General features: G+C 67.5%; 20 protein-coding genes. 15 read left to right on the top strand and 5 right to left on the bottom strand.

Annotated features, from left to right (window positions below):
* The first annotated feature begins 126 nt into the window (after positions 1–126).
* The 6 genes from ABQJ54_RS02915 (at position 127) to ABQJ54_RS02890 (ending at position 7,242) form a co-directional block, all read left to right on the top strand.
* Positions 127–1,299, top strand: a complete 1,173-nt coding sequence (locus ABQJ54_RS02915; RefSeq protein ID WP_367852765.1) for an MFS transporter — start codon at positions 127–129, stop codon at positions 1,297–1,299.
* Positions 1,296–1,937: an HAD family hydrolase gene (locus tag ABQJ54_RS02910; RefSeq protein WP_367852764.1), complete on the top strand. Its 642-nt coding sequence runs from the start codon at positions 1,296–1,298 to the stop codon at positions 1,935–1,937. The genes ABQJ54_RS02915 and ABQJ54_RS02910 overlap by 4 nt, the downstream gene beginning before the upstream one ends.
* Positions 1,930–2,733, top strand: a complete 804-nt coding sequence (locus ABQJ54_RS02905; RefSeq protein WP_367852763.1) for a DeoR/GlpR family DNA-binding transcription regulator — start codon at positions 1,930–1,932, stop codon at positions 2,731–2,733. Before ABQJ54_RS02910 ends, ABQJ54_RS02905 begins: the two co-directional genes overlap by 8 nt.
* Before the next feature lie 96 nt (positions 2,734–2,829).
* Positions 2,830–5,373, top strand: a complete 2,544-nt coding sequence (gene galA, locus ABQJ54_RS02900) for a beta-galactosidase GalA (RefSeq protein WP_367852762.1) — start codon at positions 2,830–2,832, stop codon at positions 5,371–5,373.
* Positions 5,374–5,485: 112 nt separating this feature from the next.
* Positions 5,486–6,118 carry an HAD family hydrolase gene (locus tag ABQJ54_RS02895; protein ID WP_367852761.1) on the top strand — a complete coding sequence of 211 codons (633 nt, stop codon included), beginning with the start codon at positions 5,486–5,488 and terminating at the stop codon, positions 6,116–6,118.
* 383 nt (positions 6,119–6,501) lie between these two features.
* On the top strand, positions 6,502–7,242 hold the full coding sequence (locus tag ABQJ54_RS02890; RefSeq protein WP_367852760.1) for a hypothetical protein: 741 nt from the start codon (positions 6,502–6,504) through the stop codon (positions 7,240–7,242).
* 184 nt (positions 7,243–7,426) lie between these two features.
* Here ABQJ54_RS02890 and ABQJ54_RS02885 read toward each other — a convergent pair whose 3' ends face one another.
* A complete protein-coding gene (locus ABQJ54_RS02885; protein WP_367852759.1) occupies positions 7,427–7,894 on the bottom strand; it encodes a DUF2147 domain-containing protein in 468 nt (155 codons plus the stop codon).
* Between the two features lie 154 nt (positions 7,895–8,048).
* Between ABQJ54_RS02885 and apbC the strand changes: the two genes are divergently transcribed.
* From apbC to ABQJ54_RS02865, 4 genes are all read left to right on the top strand, one after another.
* Positions 8,049–9,137, top strand: a complete 1,089-nt coding sequence (gene apbC, locus ABQJ54_RS02880) for an iron-sulfur cluster carrier protein ApbC (RefSeq protein WP_367852758.1) — start codon at positions 8,049–8,051, stop codon at positions 9,135–9,137.
* A 148-nt stretch (positions 9,138–9,285) separates the two neighbouring features.
* Positions 9,286–9,843 carry an NADPH-dependent FMN reductase gene (locus tag ABQJ54_RS02875; protein ID WP_367852757.1) on the top strand — a complete coding sequence of 186 codons (558 nt, stop codon included), beginning with the start codon at positions 9,286–9,288 and terminating at the stop codon, positions 9,841–9,843.
* 173 nt (positions 9,844–10,016) lie between these two features.
* Entirely contained in the window at positions 10,017–10,583 is a 567-nt protein-coding gene (gene dcd, locus ABQJ54_RS02870) for a dCTP deaminase (RefSeq protein ID WP_367852756.1), read from the top strand.
* Between the two features lie 95 nt (positions 10,584–10,678).
* Positions 10,679–11,188 (top strand): hypothetical protein, encoded by a 510-nt coding sequence (locus tag ABQJ54_RS02865; protein WP_367852755.1) that lies wholly within the window; start codon positions 10,679–10,681, stop codon positions 11,186–11,188.
* Between the two features lie 110 nt (positions 11,189–11,298).
* Here ABQJ54_RS02865 and ABQJ54_RS02860 read toward each other — a convergent pair whose 3' ends face one another.
* Positions 11,299–11,712 (bottom strand): HIT domain-containing protein, encoded by a 414-nt coding sequence (locus ABQJ54_RS02860; RefSeq protein WP_367852754.1) that lies wholly within the window; start codon positions 11,710–11,712, stop codon positions 11,299–11,301.
* Positions 11,709–12,386 (bottom strand): dienelactone hydrolase family protein, encoded by a 678-nt coding sequence (locus ABQJ54_RS02855; RefSeq protein WP_367852753.1) that lies wholly within the window; start codon positions 12,384–12,386, stop codon positions 11,709–11,711. The genes ABQJ54_RS02860 and ABQJ54_RS02855 overlap by 4 nt, the downstream gene beginning before the upstream one ends.
* Positions 12,387–12,710: 324 nt before the next feature.
* Here ABQJ54_RS02855 and rimO point away from each other — a divergent pair, with 324 nt between their 5' ends.
* The 5 genes from rimO (at position 12,711) to ABQJ54_RS02830 (ending at position 16,940) form a co-directional block, all read left to right on the top strand.
* Positions 12,711–14,048, top strand: a complete 1,338-nt coding sequence (gene rimO, locus ABQJ54_RS02850) for a 30S ribosomal protein S12 methylthiotransferase RimO (protein WP_367852752.1) — start codon at positions 12,711–12,713, stop codon at positions 14,046–14,048.
* Between the two features lie 7 nt (positions 14,049–14,055).
* Positions 14,056–14,865 carry a DUF3025 domain-containing protein gene (locus ABQJ54_RS02845; protein WP_367852751.1) on the top strand — a complete coding sequence of 270 codons (810 nt, stop codon included), beginning with the start codon at positions 14,056–14,058 and terminating at the stop codon, positions 14,863–14,865.
* Positions 14,866–14,952: 87 nt separating this feature from the next.
* Complete coding sequence (locus ABQJ54_RS02840) at positions 14,953–15,327, top strand: bleomycin resistance protein (protein ID WP_367852750.1); 375 nt, start codon at positions 14,953–14,955, stop codon at positions 15,325–15,327.
* Positions 15,328–15,453: 126 nt separating this feature from the next.
* Positions 15,454–16,536, top strand: coding sequence for an ADP-ribosylglycohydrolase family protein (locus tag ABQJ54_RS02835; RefSeq protein ID WP_496430684.1), 1,083 nt, complete (start codon positions 15,454–15,456; stop codon positions 16,534–16,536).
* A 20-nt stretch (positions 16,537–16,556) separates the two neighbouring features.
* On the top strand, positions 16,557–16,940 hold the full coding sequence (locus tag ABQJ54_RS02830; protein ID WP_367852748.1) for a VOC family protein: 384 nt from the start codon (positions 16,557–16,559) through the stop codon (positions 16,938–16,940).
* A 43-nt stretch (positions 16,941–16,983) separates the two neighbouring features.
* Here the strand turns inward: ABQJ54_RS02830 and greB are convergent, their stop codons facing one another.
* Together greB and ABQJ54_RS02820 are read right to left on the bottom strand one after the other, a co-directional pair.
* Positions 16,984–17,481, bottom strand: a complete 498-nt coding sequence (gene greB / locus ABQJ54_RS02825) for a transcription elongation factor GreB (RefSeq protein WP_367852747.1) — start codon at positions 17,479–17,481, stop codon at positions 16,984–16,986.
* A complete protein-coding gene (locus ABQJ54_RS02820) occupies positions 17,478–18,077 on the bottom strand; it encodes a DUF998 domain-containing protein (RefSeq protein WP_367852746.1) in 600 nt (199 codons plus the stop codon). Before ABQJ54_RS02820 ends, greB begins: the two co-directional genes overlap by 4 nt.
* Positions 18,078–18,083 lie beyond the last annotated feature (6 nt).

Below are 18,083 nucleotides of genomic sequence, written 5' to 3'. Positions count from 1 at the left end.
GATGGGAGGCTCTTCCATGTCGCTATTCCGGTGCATGCCGGAGTCCGTCCGCATGGATGGACCTGATTGCACGTTTTTGCATGTTTTTGTATATTTATATCCATTGATTTTGATGCAGGAAATCCTGTGGACACGCCCTCCGAGGCCGCCGTCGTCGGCGCTCCCTTCACTTCGCTGGCCGCTGCGCGCCGCTCGACGCGGCTGATCTTTCTGGTCTCCGGCATCGGCATGTCGGCCTGGGCACCGATGGTGCCGTACGCCAAGGCACGCCTGGGCCTGGACGATGCCCGGCTCGGTTTTGTCCTGCTGGCGTTCGGCGGCGCCTCAATGCTGTCGATGCCGTTCGTGGGCTGGCTGGCCCACCGTCTCGGCAACCGCAACCTGATCGTGGCGGCCGGCCTGCTGCTGTGCCTGGCGCTGCCCGTGCTGGCGTGGGTGGACAGCGTGGCTGCGCTGGTGGCCACCCTGTTCTATTTCGGCGTGATGCTTGGGACCGTCGACGTGGCCATGAATGCGCACGCGGTCGACGTGGAGCGATGGGATGGTGGACGGCTGATGTCCGGCTTCCACGGCTTGTTCAGCCTGGGCGGCCTGGTGGGCGCCGTCGTCATGAGCGGCCTGCTGGCCTTGGGCGCGCCGTTGATCGTGGCGGCGACCCTGATCGCGGTACTGCTGCTGGGTGTCGTGTGGTGGTTGCGTGGCGGCCTGCTCGACGACGCGCCGCGGAGCGGCGGCGAACCACGGCCGGCCCTGCGCATGCCGCATGCACTGGTCTGGCTGCTGGGCCTGTTGTGCTTCGTGAGCTTTCTTGCCGAAGGCGCGATGCTCGACTGGAGCGCTGTTTTCATGCGCGACTTCCGCGGTGTCGCCGCGAGCGCGGCGGGCTTCGGCTATGCCTGCTTTTCGGTAGCCATGGCCACGGGACGGTTTGCCGGCGATCGCATGGTGGGGCGTCATGGTCCCGGCCGCACGGTGCGCGTGGGTGCCTGCCTCGCGGCAGCGGGCTTCATCGTCGTGGCGGCGGTGCCGAATGCGGTGGCCGCTCTGGCCGGCTTCGTGTTGATCGGGCTGGGCGCGTCCAACATCGTGCCCGTGCTGTTCAGCGCCGCGGGCAGGCTGCCGGGCACGCCGCCGGCCGTGGCGATCGCCACGGCGACCACGCTCGGCTACCTGGGCCTGCTGCTCGGTCCGGCGCTGATCGGCTTCGTGGCGCACGCGAGCAGCCTGCCGCTCGCCTTCGGCGGTGTGGCGGGGCTGCTGGTGCTGCTCGGCCTGTCGGCCAGGGTCGTGCAGCGATGAACAAGCCTGTCGACACCGTGATCTTCGACCTGGGCAACGTGCTGATCGCCTGGGACCCGCGCCTGCTGTACCGGCAGCTGTTCGACCATGAAGATGAAATGGAATGGTTCCTGCGCGCCGTCTGCAACGGCGCATGGAACGAGCGGCAGGATGCCGGGCGTCCGTGGACGGAGGCGGTGGCCGTGCTGCAGGCCCGGTTTCCCGATTACGCCCCGCTGATCGACGCCTATCGCCTGCGCTGGGTGGAAACCCTGGGCGGTGCGATCGATGGCAGCGTGGCCCTGCTGGCCGAGCTCAAGGCACGCGGCGTGCGCCTGCTGGCGCTCACCAACTGGTCGCAGGAGACCTTTCCGGTCGCGCGGCAGCGCTACGCCTTCCTGGACTGGTTCGAAGGCATCGTGGTGTCGGGCGAGGAGCGTCTGGTCAAACCCAACCCGCGCATCTACCAGCGCCTGCTGGAGCGCTACCGCGTGGATCCGCGGAGTGCGTTGTATATCGACGACGCGCCGCGCAATGTCGCAGCCGCCGAGGCGCTGGGCATGCGCGGCTGGTGGTTCCGCGACCCGGCGGGCCTGCGTGCCCATCTGCGGGCGTTGGACCTGCTGGCCAATGACACTCGGGAGGCATTGCATGGCTAGAGTCGCACCGCCGCCGCCGGACAGCGGCGCGCTGCCGCAGGAGCGCCAGCAGCGCATCCTGGAGAGGCTGCGCAGGGACGGCCGCGTCGTGGCGGTGGAACTGGCGCAGGCGTTCGAGGTGTCCGAGGACTCCATCCGCCGCGACCTGCGCGAGCTCGCGGCACTGGGATTGTGCAAGCGCGTCTACGGCGGCGCCCTGTTGCCGGCCATCACGCTGACGCCGCTGAAGCAGCGCCGCAACGAGCATTCCTCGCGCAAGCAGGCGCTGGCGCGCAAGGCGGCGAGCCTGGTCCAGGCCGGGCAGACCCTGTTGATCGATGCAGGCAGCACCAACGCGGCCATCGCCGCCGAGCTGCCGCGCGATGCGCGGCTCACCGTGATCACGAACGCGCCGCACATCGCCCAGATGTTGCTCGATCGCGAGGGCTTCGATGTGTTGCTGATCGGTGGCCGCATCGACGCCGCCAGCGGCGGCGCGACGGGCGCACAGGCGGTGGACCAGGTGCGCAGGGTGCGCGCGGACCTCTGCTTCCCCGGTGCGTGCGCCATCGATGCCGCGCATGGCCTGTGGGGATTCGACAGCGAGGAGTCGCTGTTCAAGCGCGCCATGATCGAGGCGAGCGACGAAACCGTGATAGTCGCCACCGACGACAAGCTGGCCGTGGTGGCGACGCACCAGGTGGCCGAACTGGCGCGCGTGCAGCACCTGGTGGTGGAACATTCGGCGGACAAGGCGACCCGCGCGGCATTTTCCGCGCGCGGCGTGGCCGTGCATCGCGCCGAAGCCGTGGCCTGAATTCCGCCATGGCGCCTCGTGCGTGCGCCTGCCTTGGAAACCGGCGGCGCAGCGAGTAATTTCCACGGAACCGCACGCTGCCCGGATCCGATGCCCATGGTCGATACCACGCGCCGCACCTTCATCTTCGCCGGCATCGGATTGGCAGGTTCCTGCCTCTTGCCGCGCACTTTATTGGCGGAGGCGATTGGTGGTGCGACGGGCGGGAAGCCGTCGCTGCCCCTGCAGCATGGCGATACGCCGGTGGCGCCGCGCGAGCAATGGCTGCTCGATTTCGACTGGCGCTTCGCGTTCGGCAATGGCTGCGATCCCACCAAGGATTTCGGCTACGGATTCGGCCAGGGCGATTTTTCCAAGACGGGCGACTTCAAGATCGCCACGACCGATTTCGACGACGCCGGCTGGCACGCGCTGGACCTGCCGCACGACTGGGCCGTGGAGCTGGCGCCCGTCCACGACGACAGCGGCGACGACGATACCCGGCTGACCTCGCACGGCTACAAGCCGCTCGGGCGCCGTTATCCGGCGACCAGCGTGGGCTGGTACCGGCGCACCTTCGAGATTCCCGCGAGCGACCGCGGCCGTCGCATCTGGATCGAGTTCGACGGTGCGATGCGCGATATCGTGCTGTTCGTCAACGGCTGCTTCATCGGCCGGCATGACGATGGCTACACGCCGTTCCGCTTCGATCTCAGCGATTTCCTCAACTACGGCGGCAAGAACGTCATTGCCCTGCGCGTCGATGCCAGTTTCGGCGACGGCTGGTTCTACGAGGGTGCCGGCATCTATCGCCATGTCTGGTTGACCAAGATGGATCCGGTGCATCTCGGCCGCTGGGAAAGCGTGGTGCGTTCAACCGTCGAGGGCGATGTGGCCACGCTGGCCCTGGCCACGCTGATCGAGAACGAGGGCGAACACGCCGTGCATGCCTCGCTCGAGTGGAGCATTACCGACGCCTCCGGCCGCGTGGTGGCGCACGCGACGACGCCTGCACAGGCGATTGCGCCCAACACGCCGGCGAACTGCCAGACGACGGCACATGTGGATGCGCCCCAACTCTGGTCGCCGGACGAGCCTCACCTTTACACGGCCCTGGTCAAGGTCATCGTCGATGGCGCCACGCGCGATGCCGAGCAGTTCCCGTTCGGCGTCCGCACGGCGGCGTTCGACCCCGACCGCGGCTTCTTCCTCAACGGCAAACCGCTGAAGATCCAGGGCACCTGCAACCACCAGGACCACGCAGGCGTGGGCGCGGCCCTGCCGGACCGCCTACAGTCGTTCCGCGTGGGCGTGCTGCAGGGCATGGGCTGCAATGCCGTGCGCACCTCGCACAACATGCCGACGCCCGAATGGGTGGCAGCCTGCGACCGCATGGGCATGATGATGATGTGCGAGACGCGGCACATGAGCGCCAGCCCCAGCGGCATGCAGCAGCTCGACACCATGGTGAAGCGCTACCGCAATTCGCCCTCGGTCATCCTCTGGTCGATCGGCAACGAGGAGTGGCGGTTGCAGAAGGGGGCGCTGGAACAGCAGGGCGAACGCATCGGCGCGGCGATGGTCGGGCGCTGCCACGAACTCGATCCCACCCGCGTGGTGTCGGCGGCGGTCAATGGCGACAACGAGCAGGGCGTATCGGATGCGCTCGACGTTATCGGCTTCAACTACAACCTGAAGTACCCGGATGCGTTCCACAAGGAGCACCCCAGGCGCGCGATATACGGATCGGAAACCTCCAGCGCCATCGCCACGCGCGGCGAATACGTGACCGATCCGAAGAAGAACACGGTCAACAGCTACGACGGCGTGGTGCCGTGGGGCGAGACGCCGGAGCAGTGGTGGAGCTTCTACGGCAGCCGCGACTGGCTGGCCGGCGGGTTCGCCTGGACGGGCTTCGACTACCGCGGCGAACCGACGCCGTATGGCTGGCCCTCGGTGAGCTCGCAGTTCGGCATCGTCGACCTGTGCGGCTTCCCCAAGGACTATTACTACTACTACAAGGCCTGGTGGACGAAGACGCCCAGCCTGCACCTGTTCCCGCACTGGAACTGGTCCGGCAAGGAAGGCCAGGAGATCGCGGTGTGGGCCTACACCAACCTGGACGAGGTCGAGCTGCTGTTCAACGGCAGGAGCCTGGGCATCCAGCAAGTGCCGCGCTTCGGCCATGTGCAGTGGAAGGTCGCCTATGCCCCGGGCGTGATCGAGGCGCGCGGCCGCAGGAACGGCAAGGTCGTGCTGGTCGAGCGCCGCGAAACCACCGGCCCGGCGCGCAAGCTGCGGCTGGCCGTCGATCGCGCTGAGATCGCCGCCGACGGGCAGGACGTGGCCATGATCACGGTCGACGTGCTCGACGAGCATGGCCGTCCGGTGCCGACGGCGGACAACAAGGTCACCTTCCGCATTTCCGGCGCGGGCAGGCTGATCGGCGTAGGCAATGGCGACCCCAACAGCCACGAAAGCGACAAGGAGCCCAGGCGGTCGCTGTTCAACGGTCTGGCGCAGGCCATCATCCAGTCGACGGACAGCGTCGGCACGATCCGCATCGAGGCGATCGGGGAAGGGGCGACGGGGTCATCGCTGGTACCGACCTCACTGACCGTCACGACGAGGAAGGCGGCACCACGGCTGGTCGTGGCGTAATCCGCCGCGCGGCATCCCGCCGGCGCTTCCTGCGCCGGCCAGCGTGGAATCGCTGACGCCACGGACGCGTTTGTATACATTCATGCCTGTCTTGGCGCGGCGGCGGGTGACGATGAACGGGAAACACGACGCGGTCGATACCGTGGTATTCGACCTGGGCGGTGTGCTGGTCGACTGGAATCCGCGTTACCTCTATCGCCGGCTGTTCGACGACGAGGCGGCGATGGAGCGTTTCCTTGCCGAGGTCTGCAACAGCGCATGGAACGAGCAGCAGGATGCGGGCCGTCCGTGGCGCGAAGCCGTGGACAGCCTCAGCGCGCAGTTTCCGCAGCATGCCGACTTGATCGCGGCTTATCGCGATGGCTGGCGGGACATGCTGGGCGGCGTGATCCAGGGCAGCGTGGACCTGCTGGCCGAACTGAAGGCGCGCGGCGTGCGCCTGTACGCGCTGACCAACTGGTCGCATGAAACCTTTCCGCGCGCGATGGAGATCGAGATGTTCGATTTCCTGCACTGGTTCGAGGGCATCGTCGTTTCCGGCGAGGAGCGGCTGATCAAGCCGGATCCACGCATTTACCGGCGGCTGTTCGAGCGTTATTCGATCGACCCCGCGCGGACGATCTATATCGACGACGCACGACGCAACGTCGATGCGGCGGCGGCGCTGGGTATGCATGCGTGGTGGTTCCGCGACCCCGCAGGCCTGCGCGGCTGGCTGGCCTCGCATGGGCTGGTATCGGCATAGGCGCCACGCACGGATGGCTGTCGCGCGGTGTCGCGACGGGGGCCGCATGCCTGGCGCCGCATCGTCATGAAACCGGCGCGCGTGCCGGAATACCGGCGGTTTTTTTGACGCATGCGCGAATCCGTTGCGGCAAGGCAAGCGATCCGTTGCCGCCACGATCTGTCCGCGCCTGCCGCAAACCGCGCCGCCAGCGGCATTACGTTTCTTTACACGGCGTTGCCATGCGACGCAGCGGGCTCTGGTCAGCGAATTGCTAGGGGTTGTCTCGCGTGAGCTCCCACCGGGGCATCTGCGTCACTCGCCGCATGGATGAGGCTTGGTGTGATGAAGGCCGCCGGATCCGGCGGCCCGATCGACAGTCCGACTTCGCACGAGAACCCTCCATGACGATCAACTCCATTTCAAACAACAACCCCTGGCTGACCCAGCCCGGCCAATCCGCCAGCACCAGTGCGACCAGCGGCAGCGCCAGCACGATCGGTTACGCCCCGCCACCGGGCGGCCTGTTCGGCTCGGTTTTCCAGGCCTTGTCCTCGCTGGGCGTGGGCGGCGGCGCGGGCGCTTCGGGTAGCGGCGCCGGCACGACGACGGCCGGCAGCGGGGCCGGCGCTTCCTCGACGCAGAGCCCGCAGCAGGCCATGTCGGCCTTCATGCAGACCTTGATGAGTGCGTTGCAGGCACAAGGCAGCCAGGCAACCGGCACGACGGCTGCCACTGACGGCACGACCGCCGCCGGGGCTGTGGCAGACACGTCCGCCACGGCGGCGGCCAACCCGGCGGCCACCGGCACCGACGGTGTCGGGCAGGGCAGCTGGCATCGCGGCGGGCACCATCACCACGGTGGCGGCAGCGGCCAGATGCAGAGCGACCTGCAGAGCCTGATCAGCCAGCTCGATTCGGCCAGCGGCAGCTCCTCGACCGCGACCACCTCCACGGCAGCGGTGTCGTCGACCTCCGGAACCTCCGGCGGCGTGCTCGGTTCGCTGGAGGAGAGTTTCCAGAACCTGGTCGGCTCACTGGGCGGGGCGACCAGCGGCGCCACGCTCGGCAATTTCCTGCAGACGCTTTCCAGCGATCTGGGCGGCGCGTCCGCTTCCGGCGCGATGGTCAGCACCCAGGCCTGATCCCCAGAGCCTGCCCACCCGGCACGAACTGCGTGGAGATAGTGAACAGGCTTCAGAAAGCGAAGCCGGCCTTAGTTCGTGCAAGGCTGGCCGGGTTGATGCGGCTGGCGAATGGGGCGGCACGAAAAACGCGGGCCATGGGCCCGCGTTCCGTCATCGATGCGAACCGGTTGCCGCGCAGCGGTTACTGCTGCCGTTCCCACACCTGGCTGCGCCCCAGCAGGGCGAAGCCGATGTAGCCGTGCACGTCGAGCTTCTGCCCGCCGTCCACCAGCGTGAGCTTCACCTTGTAGATCTTGCCGTTCTTGGGGTCTAGGATCTTGCCGCCGTCCCAGACATCGCCATCCTTGCCTACGCCCCACATGATGGTCATGCCTTCGATGGGCTGGTCCTTGCGCGTGCCGTCGCACTTGATGCACTTGGGATGTTCGCCGTCGCGGGCGACGTCCTCCGGACTGCGGTTCAGCAGTTGTGTCACCTTGCCCTGCAGTTCGCCGTTGTTGTCGCTGATCTGGATGATGGATTTCACCTTGCCGGTCACGTCGTCCACCTGCTTCCAGGTGCCGACTGGCGTGCTCGTGTCGGCGGCGGACACGGCGCCGGCGCCCAGCAGCAGGCCGAAGGCGAGGGTGAGGCGAACAGCATGCTTCATGGCGATCCTCCCGTACGAGACAGTATGGTCTGAGCCTGCCGGTGCCCGGCAGGGCCGTCAAGCTGCATCGCGCCATGCTGATCCACGTCAGCCGGAGCGATGGTCGCGGCTGGCATAATGTGCCGTCCCCACCAGCCATGAAGCCCGATCCGACATGACGCAGGCGAACGAAGCCCTGGTCCGCCACCTGCTCGGCGAACTGACCGATCCCCATACCGGCGCACGGCTGGTCGAAGCGGTGCGCGCGGTGGGCGTGGACGGCGCGAAGGTGTCGGTGGACCTGCAGCTGGGTTATCCCGCCGCCGGCGCCCTCGAGGCGCTGGCCGCGCAGGCGAAGCAGGCACTGGAGGCAGATCCGGCGATCGCGGTGGCCACGGTGTCGGTCACCAGCCGCATCCAGTCGCACAAGGTGCAGGGCACGCTGGCGCCGCTGCCCAACGTGAAGAACATCATCGTGGTGGCCTCGGGCAAGGGCGGCGTGGGCAAATCCACGGTGGCGGCCAACCTCGCGCTGGCGCTCCAGGCCGAAGGCGCCAGGGTGGGCGTGCTCGACGCCGACATCTACGGCCCCAGCCAGCCGCGCATGCTCGGCATCAGCGGCAAGCCGGAATCGCCCGACGGCAAGAGCATCACGCCGATGCAGGCGCACGGCCTGCAGGCGATGTCCATCGGTTTCCTCGTCGACGAGGAAACGCCGATGATCTGGCGCGGCCCGATGGTGACGCAGGCGATGATGCAACTGCTTACCGATTCGCGCTGGGAAATGCTCGATTACCTCGTCATCGACCTGCCGCCGGGCACCGGCGACATCCAGCTCACCCTGGCGCAGAAGGTGCCGGTGGCCGGCGCGGTGATCGTCACCACGCCGCAGGACATCGCCCTGCTGGACGCGCGCAAGGCGCTCAAGATGTTCGAGAAGGTGGAAGTGCCGGTGCTCGGCATCGTGGAGAACATGGCCACCCATGTCTGCTCGAACTGCGGCCACGAGGAACACATCTTCGGCGAGGGCGGTGGTGTGCGCATGGCGGAGCAATACGGCGTGCCGTACCTCGGCTCGCTGCCGCTGGACATCCGCATCCGCGAGCAGGCTGACGGCGGCACGCCCACCGTGGCGGCGATGCCGGAATCCGACCTCGCTGCGCGCTACCGCGAAATCGCCCGCAACGCCGCCGGGCGGCTGTCGCGCCAGCCGCGCAACAAGTCGCTGGGGCTGGGCAAGATCGTGGTGCAGGGCACGCCGTGAAAACCCGTCCGGAAGCTACTGCGCGAACGCAGGGCAGGCGTGGTCGATGCTCGAAATCCTCATGCATCGGCTCATACATTCCGGTTTCTGCGCATCGCCCGCGCCGGCCCTGCGTCCGCTCGCTACGCTTCCGAACAGGTTCCCAAGCATGAGTGCGACACGGCGCGTGCTGTGCCTGTGCGGCAGCCTGCGTCGGGTCTCGTCCAATCGCGCCGCGCTGGAGGCCGCGCGGCAACTGGCGCCAGCGTCGCTGGAACTGGTCATGCACGACGATCTCGCCGCGCTGCCGCTGTTCAATCCGGACGACGAACACGATCCGCTGCCGGTATCCGTGCTGGCGCTGCGCGAAGCGGTGGGTCGCGCCGACGCGCTGCTGGTCGCCTGTCCCGAATACGCCCACGGCGTGCCCGGCGCGTTCAAGAACCTGCTGGACTGGCTGGTGGGCAGCCTGGAGTTTCCCGGCAAGCCGGTACTGCTGCTCAACGCCTCGGCGCGCGGTTCCTACCATGCGCAGGAGGCGCTGGCCGAGATCCTGGGCACCATGTCGGCCGAGCTGCTGAGTACGCAACCATTCCCGGTGGCGTTGCCGGGGGCGGGCTGCACGACGGAACAGGTGCTGGCGAGCGCGGAACGTCGCGCCGAGTTGCGCGCGGCGCTGGAGCTGTTGATTCCCTCTCCCCCGACGAATGTTGGGGGAGAGGGTTAGGGGAAGGGGGCTTCTCGGTGCTGGCAAGGCAAAGCGCCCTCTCCCCCTGACCCCTCTCCCGCAAGCGGGAGAGGGGAGTGGGACGGGTTCGCTGGCGCCACGCTGTCCTGACCATGTATTTTTGCCGCTTTACGCCCGGCCCAGCCGGGTCCCACGCCGACCGCGGAGCGCACGTGAGCATCAAGTCCGACAAGTGGATCCGCCGCATGGCCGAAGGCCACGGCATGATCGAGCCGTTCGAGCCGGGCCAGGTCAAGCAGAATGGCGACGGGCGCATCGTGTCCTACGGCACCTCCAGCTATGGTTACGACGTGCGCTGCGCGCGCGAGTTCAAGGTGTTCACCAACATCAACTCCACCATCGTCGACCCGAAGGCGTTCGACCCGAACAGCTTCGTGGACGTGGTGTCGGACGTCTGCATCATCCCGCCCAATTCCTTCGCGCTGGCGCGTACGGTGGAGTATTTCCGCATCCCGCGCGACGTGCTGGTGGTGTGCCTGGGCAAGAGCACCTACGCGCGCTGTGGCATCATCGTCAATGTCACCCCGCTGGAGCCGGAGTGGGAGGGCCACGTGACGCTGGAGTTCTCCAACACCACGCCGCTGCCGGCGAAGATCTACGCCAACGAGGGTGTGGCGCAGATGCTGTTCTTCGAATCCGACGAGCCCTGCGCGACCAGCTACAGGGACCGCGGCGGCAAATACCAGGGCCAGCAGGGCGTAACCCTGCCGCGTACCTGAACAGGCGCACCACGACCATCCGTCGCGACCACCCGGCGCAGGGCGCCGCGCTAAACTCACAGAGCCATCACGACCGCTTTTCGCAGGAGATTCCGATGATCCGTCTTTCCACCCTCTTGACCCGCGCCGCCGCCGCGCTGGTGCTAGGCAGCGCGCTTGTCCTCGCCGGCTGCCACAAGGAGAGTGTCAAGCAGCAACAGGCCAACACGGCCCAGTGGAAGGGCAAGTTCGATACCACCATCCAGGCCTACAAGGAAGGCCAGTTCGTCATTGACGGCGCGGTGCTGTCGGCGGTCGATGCCGGCAGCCACTTCGCCTACCTCAAGGACGCCGGCAAGCTGCCCAAGACCGTGCTGCTGATGCCCAGCGACGACTCCAAGATCCGCAAGGTGCACCTGCAGTACCTGGCGCGCATGTCGATCGACTACGGCTTCGCCGCGTACTACGACAACAAGGGCGAGCTCACCGAGATCAACGCGATCAACACCAAGGCACGCGCCCTCGAGGATCACCATGCGCCGGTGAAGATCGAGGATGGCCAGCAGTGCAAGACCGCGGCTGGCTGCGACTCCGTGGACCAGGCCGCGCAACAGCAGCAGCACTGATTTGCTGTCGATGAAGACAAAGCCCGCGGAGCGATCCGCGGGCTTTGTCGTTTCCGTTGTTGTGGCAGAGGCTTCGAGGCGGTCGCGGCTGGAGCCGTTCCTGTGGCCGTTCAGGCCAGGGCCCGCCGCAACGCATCCAGCCGCGTAGCCAGGGCGTCGGCCGCATATGGCACGGCGCCGCCGCTGCCCCACACCGGACCGGGCCAGGCGGCGTCGCCCTGCGTGCGCGCCACCACGTGCAGGTGCAGCTGGCGCACGATGTTGCCCAGCGCGCCGAGGTTGAGCTTGTCGCAGGGCGCCACGGCGCGCAGCGCGGCGACGCACTGGTTCGCCTCGCGCCACAGTTGCGACTGCTCGACCTCGGCGAGGTCGCTTACCTCCACCATGCCTGCGCGGCGCGGCACCAGGATCAGCCACGGATAGCGCGCATCGTCCATCAGCCGCAGCTCGCACAGCGGCAGCATGGCGACGTGGCGGGTGTCGGCCTGCAGCCGCGGGTCGAGCGCGAACGCAGCCGTGTTCATGCGCCAGCCAACTGCTGGTCGAAGAACGCCAGCGTGCGCTGCCACGCCAGCATCGCACTGGCCCCGTGGTAGTGCTTGTCACCGGGTACATCGCGATTGAACGCGTGGCCCGCATCGGGATAGGTGAAGACTTCCATCTGCGGCAGCAGCTCGCGGTGCTGCGCCACCGCCTCGGGCGGGATCGAGGGATCGCTCTCGCCGAAATGGAACATCACCGGCGCCTTCGGCTTCTCGCCGAGGAAGGATACGTTGCGTGCGCCGTAATAGCTCACCGCGGGCAGGCCCAGCCGCAGCGCCGAGAGGAGTGCCACCGTGCCGCCCCAGCAATAGCCCGCCACGCCGACCTTGCCGGACGAGGCGATGGATTCGGCGGCGCTGGCCACGTCCTCCAGCGGGCGGTCCAGCCCCAGCTCGGATACCAGCGCCTTGCCGCGCGCCATGCCCGTTTCGTCGTAGTCCAGCTCGAGCCAGGATTCGAGGTGGTCGAAGAAGGCCGGGGCGATCGCGGTATAGCCGGCGGCGGCGAAGCGGTCGGCCACGCTGCGGATGTGTTCGGTGACGCCGAAGATCTCCTGCACCACCACGATGCCGCCCTTCGGCTCGCCCTCGGGCTGGGCGAGGTAGCCGCCGATGCACTGGGTGCGCGAGGTCGGGATGTTGATGTGCTGGCCCATGGCGGCCGTCTCCGTTGCGGCGGTGCAGGGGATTCTAGCGGGCGTGGGTGCAAGCGAGCGGTGAAAGCGACATGCGGCTCCAACACCGTTGCAGGAGGGTTTCCAGTGGACCCCGTTTCTTCCGGAAGAGGGTGGCGACCCGTAGGCGCAGGAACGCCTGCGGGTCGGCGAAGCCGGCCGGAGGGGATACGGGCGGAGCGAATGTGGTGGCGTTGGCGAACCCTCACCCCAACTCCTCTCCCGTTGGGAGCAGGGCCTCGGCCACGTCGCACGGGCGATCTCCGTATAATTCGAGGTTTTCCCACGTCCACGGTTGCCGCCGCCATGTCGCAGGCCACGCAGAAGATCGGTTTCGTCAGCCTCGGCTGCCCCAAGGCGCTGGTGGATTCCGAGCGCATCCTCACCCAGCTCAAGGTCGAGGGCTACGAGATCGTGCCCAGCTACGGCGAGGCCGACGCGGTGGTGGTGAACACCTGCGGTTTCATCGACGCCGCAGTGCAGGAGTCGCTGGACTCCATCGGCACGGCGCTCAACGAGAACGGCAAGGTGATCGTCACCGGCTGCCTGGGCAAGCGCGCCGAGCTGATCCGCGAGGCCTACCCGGACGTGCTCTCGATCAGCGGCCCGCAGGACTACGCCAGCGTGATGCACGCGGTGCACGAGGCACTGCCGCCGGTGCGCAACAAGTTCCTCGACATCGTGCCGGACACCGGCATCAAGCTCACGCCCAAGCACTACGCGTACCTCAAGATTTCCGAAGGCTGCAACCACCGCTGCAGCTTCTGCATCATCCCCTCGATGCGCGGGGACCTGGTCTCGCGCCCGGTGGACCAGGTGCTGCTGGAGGCCGAGAAGCTGGTCAAGGGCGGCGTGAAGGAACTGCTGGTGATCTCGCAGGACACCAGCGCCTACGGCGTCGACCTCAAGTACGCCGAGCGCGAATGGCGCGGCAAGGTGTACCGCACGCGCATGACCGAACTGTGCGAAGGCCTTTCGGAACTCGGCGCGTGGACGCGCCTGCATTACGTCTACCCGTACCCGCACGTGGACGAGGTGATGCCGCTGATGGCAAAAGGGAAGCTGCTGCCGTACCTCGACATCCCGTTCCAGCACGCCAGTCCGCGCATCCTCAAGCTGATGAAGCGCCCCGGCAACATCGACAAGACGCTGGAGCGCATCCGCAACTGGCGCAGGCAGGTACCCGACCTCACCCTCCGCAGCACCTTCATCGTGGGCTTCCCCGGCGAAACCGATGCCGAGTTCGAGGAACTGCTGGACTTCCTGCGCGAAGCCGAACTCGACCGCGTGGGCGCCTTCGCCTACTCGCCGGTGGATGGCGCCAAGGCCAACGAGCTGCCGGGCGCCGTCTCCGAGGAACTGAAGGAAGACCGCCTGGAACAGTTCATGGCCGTACAGGCGGAAATCTCCGCCGCCAAGCTGCAGCGCAAGATCGGTCGCACGCTCAAGGTGCTGGTGGACGAGGCGAACGCCGAAGGTGCCGTGGCGCGCTCTGCCGCCGACGCGCCAGAGATCGACGGCACCGTGCTGATCGCCGATGGGCAAGGCCTCAAGCCTGGCCAGTTCGTCGACGTGGTGGTGGAAGGCGCCAGCGAGCACGACCTCACCGCGCGCCTGGCGCACCCTGCGCTGAAGATCGTGTAACCACCCCATGCGCTACATCGCGCCTGTTCGCGACGCGGTCGATTCGCCGGTGTTCGGACGGATGCCGCTGATAGCGTGGCGCGAATACGCCGGCCTGATTGAGGGCCACGACTGGCCTTCCATCGATGCGCTCAACGCCGCCAGGCCCGCGGGTATGCGCGAACGCTTCGCGGCGCAAACCCGCGAACTGCTCGCCGACGGCCTGCACTACGAACAGCGCATTGCCGAACGCGGCGAAATTGCTACCCGCGAAAACAACTGGCACGACCTGTTCAACGCCCTGGTCTGGCTGCGCCATCCGGCCTTGAAGCGCGCGCTCAACGCACGGCAGATGACCGAGATCGCCCGCATGGGATCCAAACAGCGTTCCCGCGTCCAATACGCGCTCACCCACTTCGACGAAGCCGGCGCGGTGGTCGCGCTGCGCGATCCGGCATTGCTCCCGCTGTGGGATGCCCACGACTGGCACGGCCTGTTCTGGCGCGAGCGCGCGGCATGGCTGGACGGTCGCATCCAGGTGGAACTGTTCGGCCATGCCTTGCTCGAACACGCGCTGACGCCGGGGCAGTTGCTGGTGGGGAAGGCGCTGGCGATCGCTGGTCCGGACGTATCGACAGCCGCGGCTGTCGAGGCCTGCGCAGAAGCGATCCGTACGGGCGAGGTGTTGTGCGATCCGCTGGAACTGCGGCCCTTGCCATTGCCTGGCGTGCCCGGCTGGCACCCGGACAACGGGCTGGAAGCGTTCTTCAACGAGGCGGCGTGTTTCCGGCCGGCAAGGGCAGGGCGGTGCTACCCTGCAGCGCTTGAGCTGCGGTAAGGAACCGGTTGGACGGCCGCCTGCGGACACAAGGGACGAGAACGTGGCCGCCCTGTTTGGTTCGATGCGGCACCTTGGGAGAACCGTATGGACGGCATCTACCAGATCACGCCGTTTCTGCATGTGCCTGACCTGAGCGAAGCGCTTTCCTTCTTCTGCGACGTCCTCGCATTCGAGATCAGGTATCGCCATGGCAACTACGCCTACATCGAGTTAGGCGGCTGCGGCCTGCGCCTGCTCGAAGAGCCGACGCGCAGACTCACTCCTGATGGAAAAGCCAGGGTAGCCATCTGCATTGATGTCGCTGATATTGATGCGCTGCATGCGAAGCTCGGTCCCGCACTCGCCACGCTGCCGCCCGATCGCGTCGAGCCGCTGAAGGACATGCCGTACCGCCAACGGGAGTTCCAGGTACGCATGCCGGACGGAGACTGGCTCAACTTCACGGCGCCCGTGGCCTGACAATTTCCGGTAAAACAAGGCGGGTCTGCTTGATTCGCCAGTCTGGAGTGGCGCGGGCACTTCCTTGGAGTGTGCCAACGCCAAGCGTACGATGGCTTGCTGTCGCCGCATTGCAGGCCTTCCGACATGCCGCAAACCTCATTCGCTGTTTCGAAGAAAAGCCGCATCCACGGCGCCCTGATGGGTGCCTTCATCGGCGACGCGCTGGCTCTTGGCCCGCACTGGTACTACGACCTCGATGCGCTCAGGCGCGACTACGGCGACTGGGTCAGCGACTACACGGCGCCGAAGCCGGGGCGCTACCACGAAGGCTTGCCGGCAGGGGCGTCGTCGCAGGCGGGGTTCATCCTCGCATTGATGCTGCGCTCGCTGGTGAGCTGCGGGGGCTACGACGAGGCGGACTTCTGCGATCGGATGGATCGCGAGCTGTTTCCGCTGCTGGACGGTACGCCGATGGCGGGGCCGGGCGGCTACACCAGCCAGTCGATCCGCGAGGCGTGGCGCAAGCGCCGCGCCGGCTTGCCGTGGGGGCAGGTGGCGGGGCTGGCGGACAACACCGAGGCGGCGGAGCGGGTGCTGGCGATCGCGCTGCGTTATGCGAGTGAGCCGGGGCAGCTGGCGCGGCATGTGAGCGGCAACGTGGCGCTCACCCAGCGCGATCCCACGGTGGGGGCGATGACGCTGGCGTTTGCCGCGGTGCTGGGGCAGCTGGTGAGCGGGGCGGCGTTGGACGGGGATCTGTCCGGCCGGCTGATGGGCATGGTGAAGTCCGGCGAGCTGTCGTTCCACACCGTGACCAGCGGCGAGTTGGATGTGCCGCAAGGTGCGGAGGCGCCCTTGCGGGCGGGGCAGTTCGCCTCGCCCGACGCCTTGCTCACGGTGTCGTCCATCGCGCGGGCGGCGCACGATCCTGGTGTCGCCATCGAACCGGCGTCGAAGGTGGGCCTGGTCTACGGTCTGCCGTGCGCGGTGTACCACCAGTTTCCCGCCGCCTATTACCTTGCGGCGCGCTTCCAGGGCGACGTGGAGCAGGGCGTGCTCAATGCGGTGAACGCGGGCGGCCAGAACCAGGCGCGCGCCATGCTCACCGGCGCCTTGTGCGGCGCCATCGGCGGCCTGGAAGCGATCCCGGAGCGCTTTATCGCGGGGCTGGAAAAAGGCGAGGAGTACCTGGCGCTGGCGGAGGCGCTGACACGCCAGGCGGATTGATGCGGTAGCGGAGGGCGCCCATGAAACGCACATGGACCATCATCGGCGTGGGCGATGTCGCCCGCAGTTTCGCGTGGTACCAGCGCCTGTTCGGCCAGCCCGCGACGGCGCCTGCGCATGACTATTTCGGGCAGATCCTCGACGCGGACGGCACGGTGCTGCTCTGCCTGCACGCATGGGGTGCGCATGACCATCCTTCCCTGGCCAGCCCCGATCTCGCTACGGCCGGCAACGGCCTGCTGCTGTTCTTCCGCGTCGACGATTTCGACCTGGCGCTGCAAAGGGCACGCGAGCTCGTACCCCGGCTGGAAGAGGAGCCCCAGCTCAACCCGGCCACGGGAACCATGGAGTTCGCGCTGCGCGATCCCGACGGTTACCACGTCATGGTCAGTGCGCTTTCCTGACGCGGGCGATGGCGGAGTCGGCGCGCGAAGGCGCGCTCATGTCTCAATAGCGCACCTCGACGATCAGGAACCTCGTACGCCCGCCGGGCAGCTCCGCCTCGAACTCGTCGTCCAGCCGCTTCTTCAGCACCGCGCGGGCCATCGGCGAGTCGATGCTGATCCAGCCCAGCTTCGCATCCGTCTCGTCGGGGCCGACGATGCGGTAGCTGACCTCCTCGCCGCTGGCGAGGTTTTCCAGCGTGATGGCGGCGCCGAAGAACACGGCTTCGCGGTCGGCGGGCAGGCCCTCGGCCACCTTGAGCGAGGGGATGCGCTTGCTGAGGTAGCGCACGCGGCGGTCGATCTCGCCGAGCTGCTTCTTGCGGTAGGTGTACTCGGCGTTTTCCGAGCGGTCGCCCTCGGCCGCGGCGGCGGCCAGCGCCTTCACCACTTCGGGTCGCAGGGTGTGCCACAGGTGGTCCAGCTCGGCCTTGAGCTTCTCGAAACCGGCACGGGTAATGATCGCCGTGGAGCCGGGCGCGGGCGGGCGCCAGCGGCTCATGCGCGCACCTCATCGTGACCGGGACCGCGCAACATTCGCCACGCCGCAGCCACCAGCCAGCCCAGAATCAGCACGATCAGTACCTTTTGACTCAAGCCTCTCGGCAGGGCGCGCCAGGATGCCTGCACCCACAGCAGCACGAAGCAGATCGTGGCATACGCAAATGCGGGCCGGAACCAGCGTCGCCAGCGCGCGTCGCCGCGCAGCCGCCAGGCCTGCAGCAGCATCGCGGTGGTCGTGCACAGGAACGCCGACTGCGCCGCCACGCCGTGCACGTAGCCGTGCAGCGTGGGCGGGTGGTTCCAGGTGTCGGTAGTGGCGAGCGCGGTGAGTGCCAGCGCCGCGCCGCCCGCCACGAACAACAACAACGGCGCCGCGCTGCGCGTTTCGGTCGGCAACGCGCGATAGCCGCCCGTGCCGAGCAGCACCAGGGCCAGCGCCATCGCGTAGTAGCCGGCACGCACCATGCCGCCCCACGGTCCGATCAGGTAGAAGCTGTTCGGCACCTGTGCCCAGTCGAGGTCGGGGCGCAGGTATTGCGCCGCGATGCCGGTGGCGAGGAAGGCAGTCATGCCGGCGAGGGCAATCGTTGCCACGACGTT

Origin of the sequence: Rhodanobacter lycopersici (assembly GCF_040812335.1) — a bacterium.
GTDB lineage: Bacteria > Pseudomonadota > Gammaproteobacteria > Xanthomonadales > Rhodanobacteraceae > Rhodanobacter_A > Rhodanobacter_A lycopersici.
Note: the sequence above shows the minus strand (reverse complement) of the source record. Positions and strands in the feature narration are given on the sequence as shown.

Coding starts and splice junctions, on each gene's coding strand:
- galA (WP_367852762.1), top strand. CDS start 2,830: ATGGTCGATACCACGCGCCGCACCTTCATCTTCGCCGGCATCGGATTG.
- ABQJ54_RS02835 (WP_496430684.1), top strand. CDS start 15,454: ATGCCGCAAACCTCATTCGCTGTTTCGAAGAAAAGCCGCATCCACGGC.
- ABQJ54_RS02910 (WP_367852764.1), top strand. CDS start 1,296: ATGAACAAGCCTGTCGACACCGTGATCTTCGACCTGGGCAACGTGCTG.
- ABQJ54_RS02875 (WP_367852757.1), top strand. CDS start 9,286: ATGAGTGCGACACGGCGCGTGCTGTGCCTGTGCGGCAGCCTGCGTCGG.
- ABQJ54_RS02840 (WP_367852750.1), top strand. CDS start 14,953: ATGGACGGCATCTACCAGATCACGCCGTTTCTGCATGTGCCTGACCTG.
- ABQJ54_RS02855 (WP_367852753.1), bottom strand. CDS start 12,386: ATGGGCCAGCACATCAACATCCCGACCTCGCGCACCCAGTGCATCGGC.
- ABQJ54_RS02885 (WP_367852759.1), bottom strand. CDS start 7,894: ATGAAGCATGCTGTTCGCCTCACCCTCGCCTTCGGCCTGCTGCTGGGC.
- ABQJ54_RS02860 (WP_367852754.1), bottom strand. CDS start 11,712: ATGAACACGGCTGCGTTCGCGCTCGACCCGCGGCTGCAGGCCGACACC.
- ABQJ54_RS02890 (WP_367852760.1), top strand. CDS start 6,502: ATGACGATCAACTCCATTTCAAACAACAACCCCTGGCTGACCCAGCCC.
- ABQJ54_RS02905 (WP_367852763.1), top strand. CDS start 1,930: ATGGCTAGAGTCGCACCGCCGCCGCCGGACAGCGGCGCGCTGCCGCAG.
- apbC (WP_367852758.1), top strand. CDS start 8,049: ATGACGCAGGCGAACGAAGCCCTGGTCCGCCACCTGCTCGGCGAACTG.
- greB (WP_367852747.1), bottom strand. CDS start 17,481: ATGAGCCGCTGGCGCCCGCCCGCGCCCGGCTCCACGGCGATCATTACC.
- ABQJ54_RS02865 (WP_367852755.1), top strand. CDS start 10,679: ATGATCCGTCTTTCCACCCTCTTGACCCGCGCCGCCGCCGCGCTGGTG.
- rimO (WP_367852752.1), top strand. CDS start 12,711: ATGTCGCAGGCCACGCAGAAGATCGGTTTCGTCAGCCTCGGCTGCCCC.
- ABQJ54_RS02830 (WP_367852748.1), top strand. CDS start 16,557: ATGAAACGCACATGGACCATCATCGGCGTGGGCGATGTCGCCCGCAGT.
- ABQJ54_RS02845 (WP_367852751.1), top strand. CDS start 14,056: ATGCGCTACATCGCGCCTGTTCGCGACGCGGTCGATTCGCCGGTGTTC.
- ABQJ54_RS02895 (WP_367852761.1), top strand. CDS start 5,486: ATGAACGGGAAACACGACGCGGTCGATACCGTGGTATTCGACCTGGGC.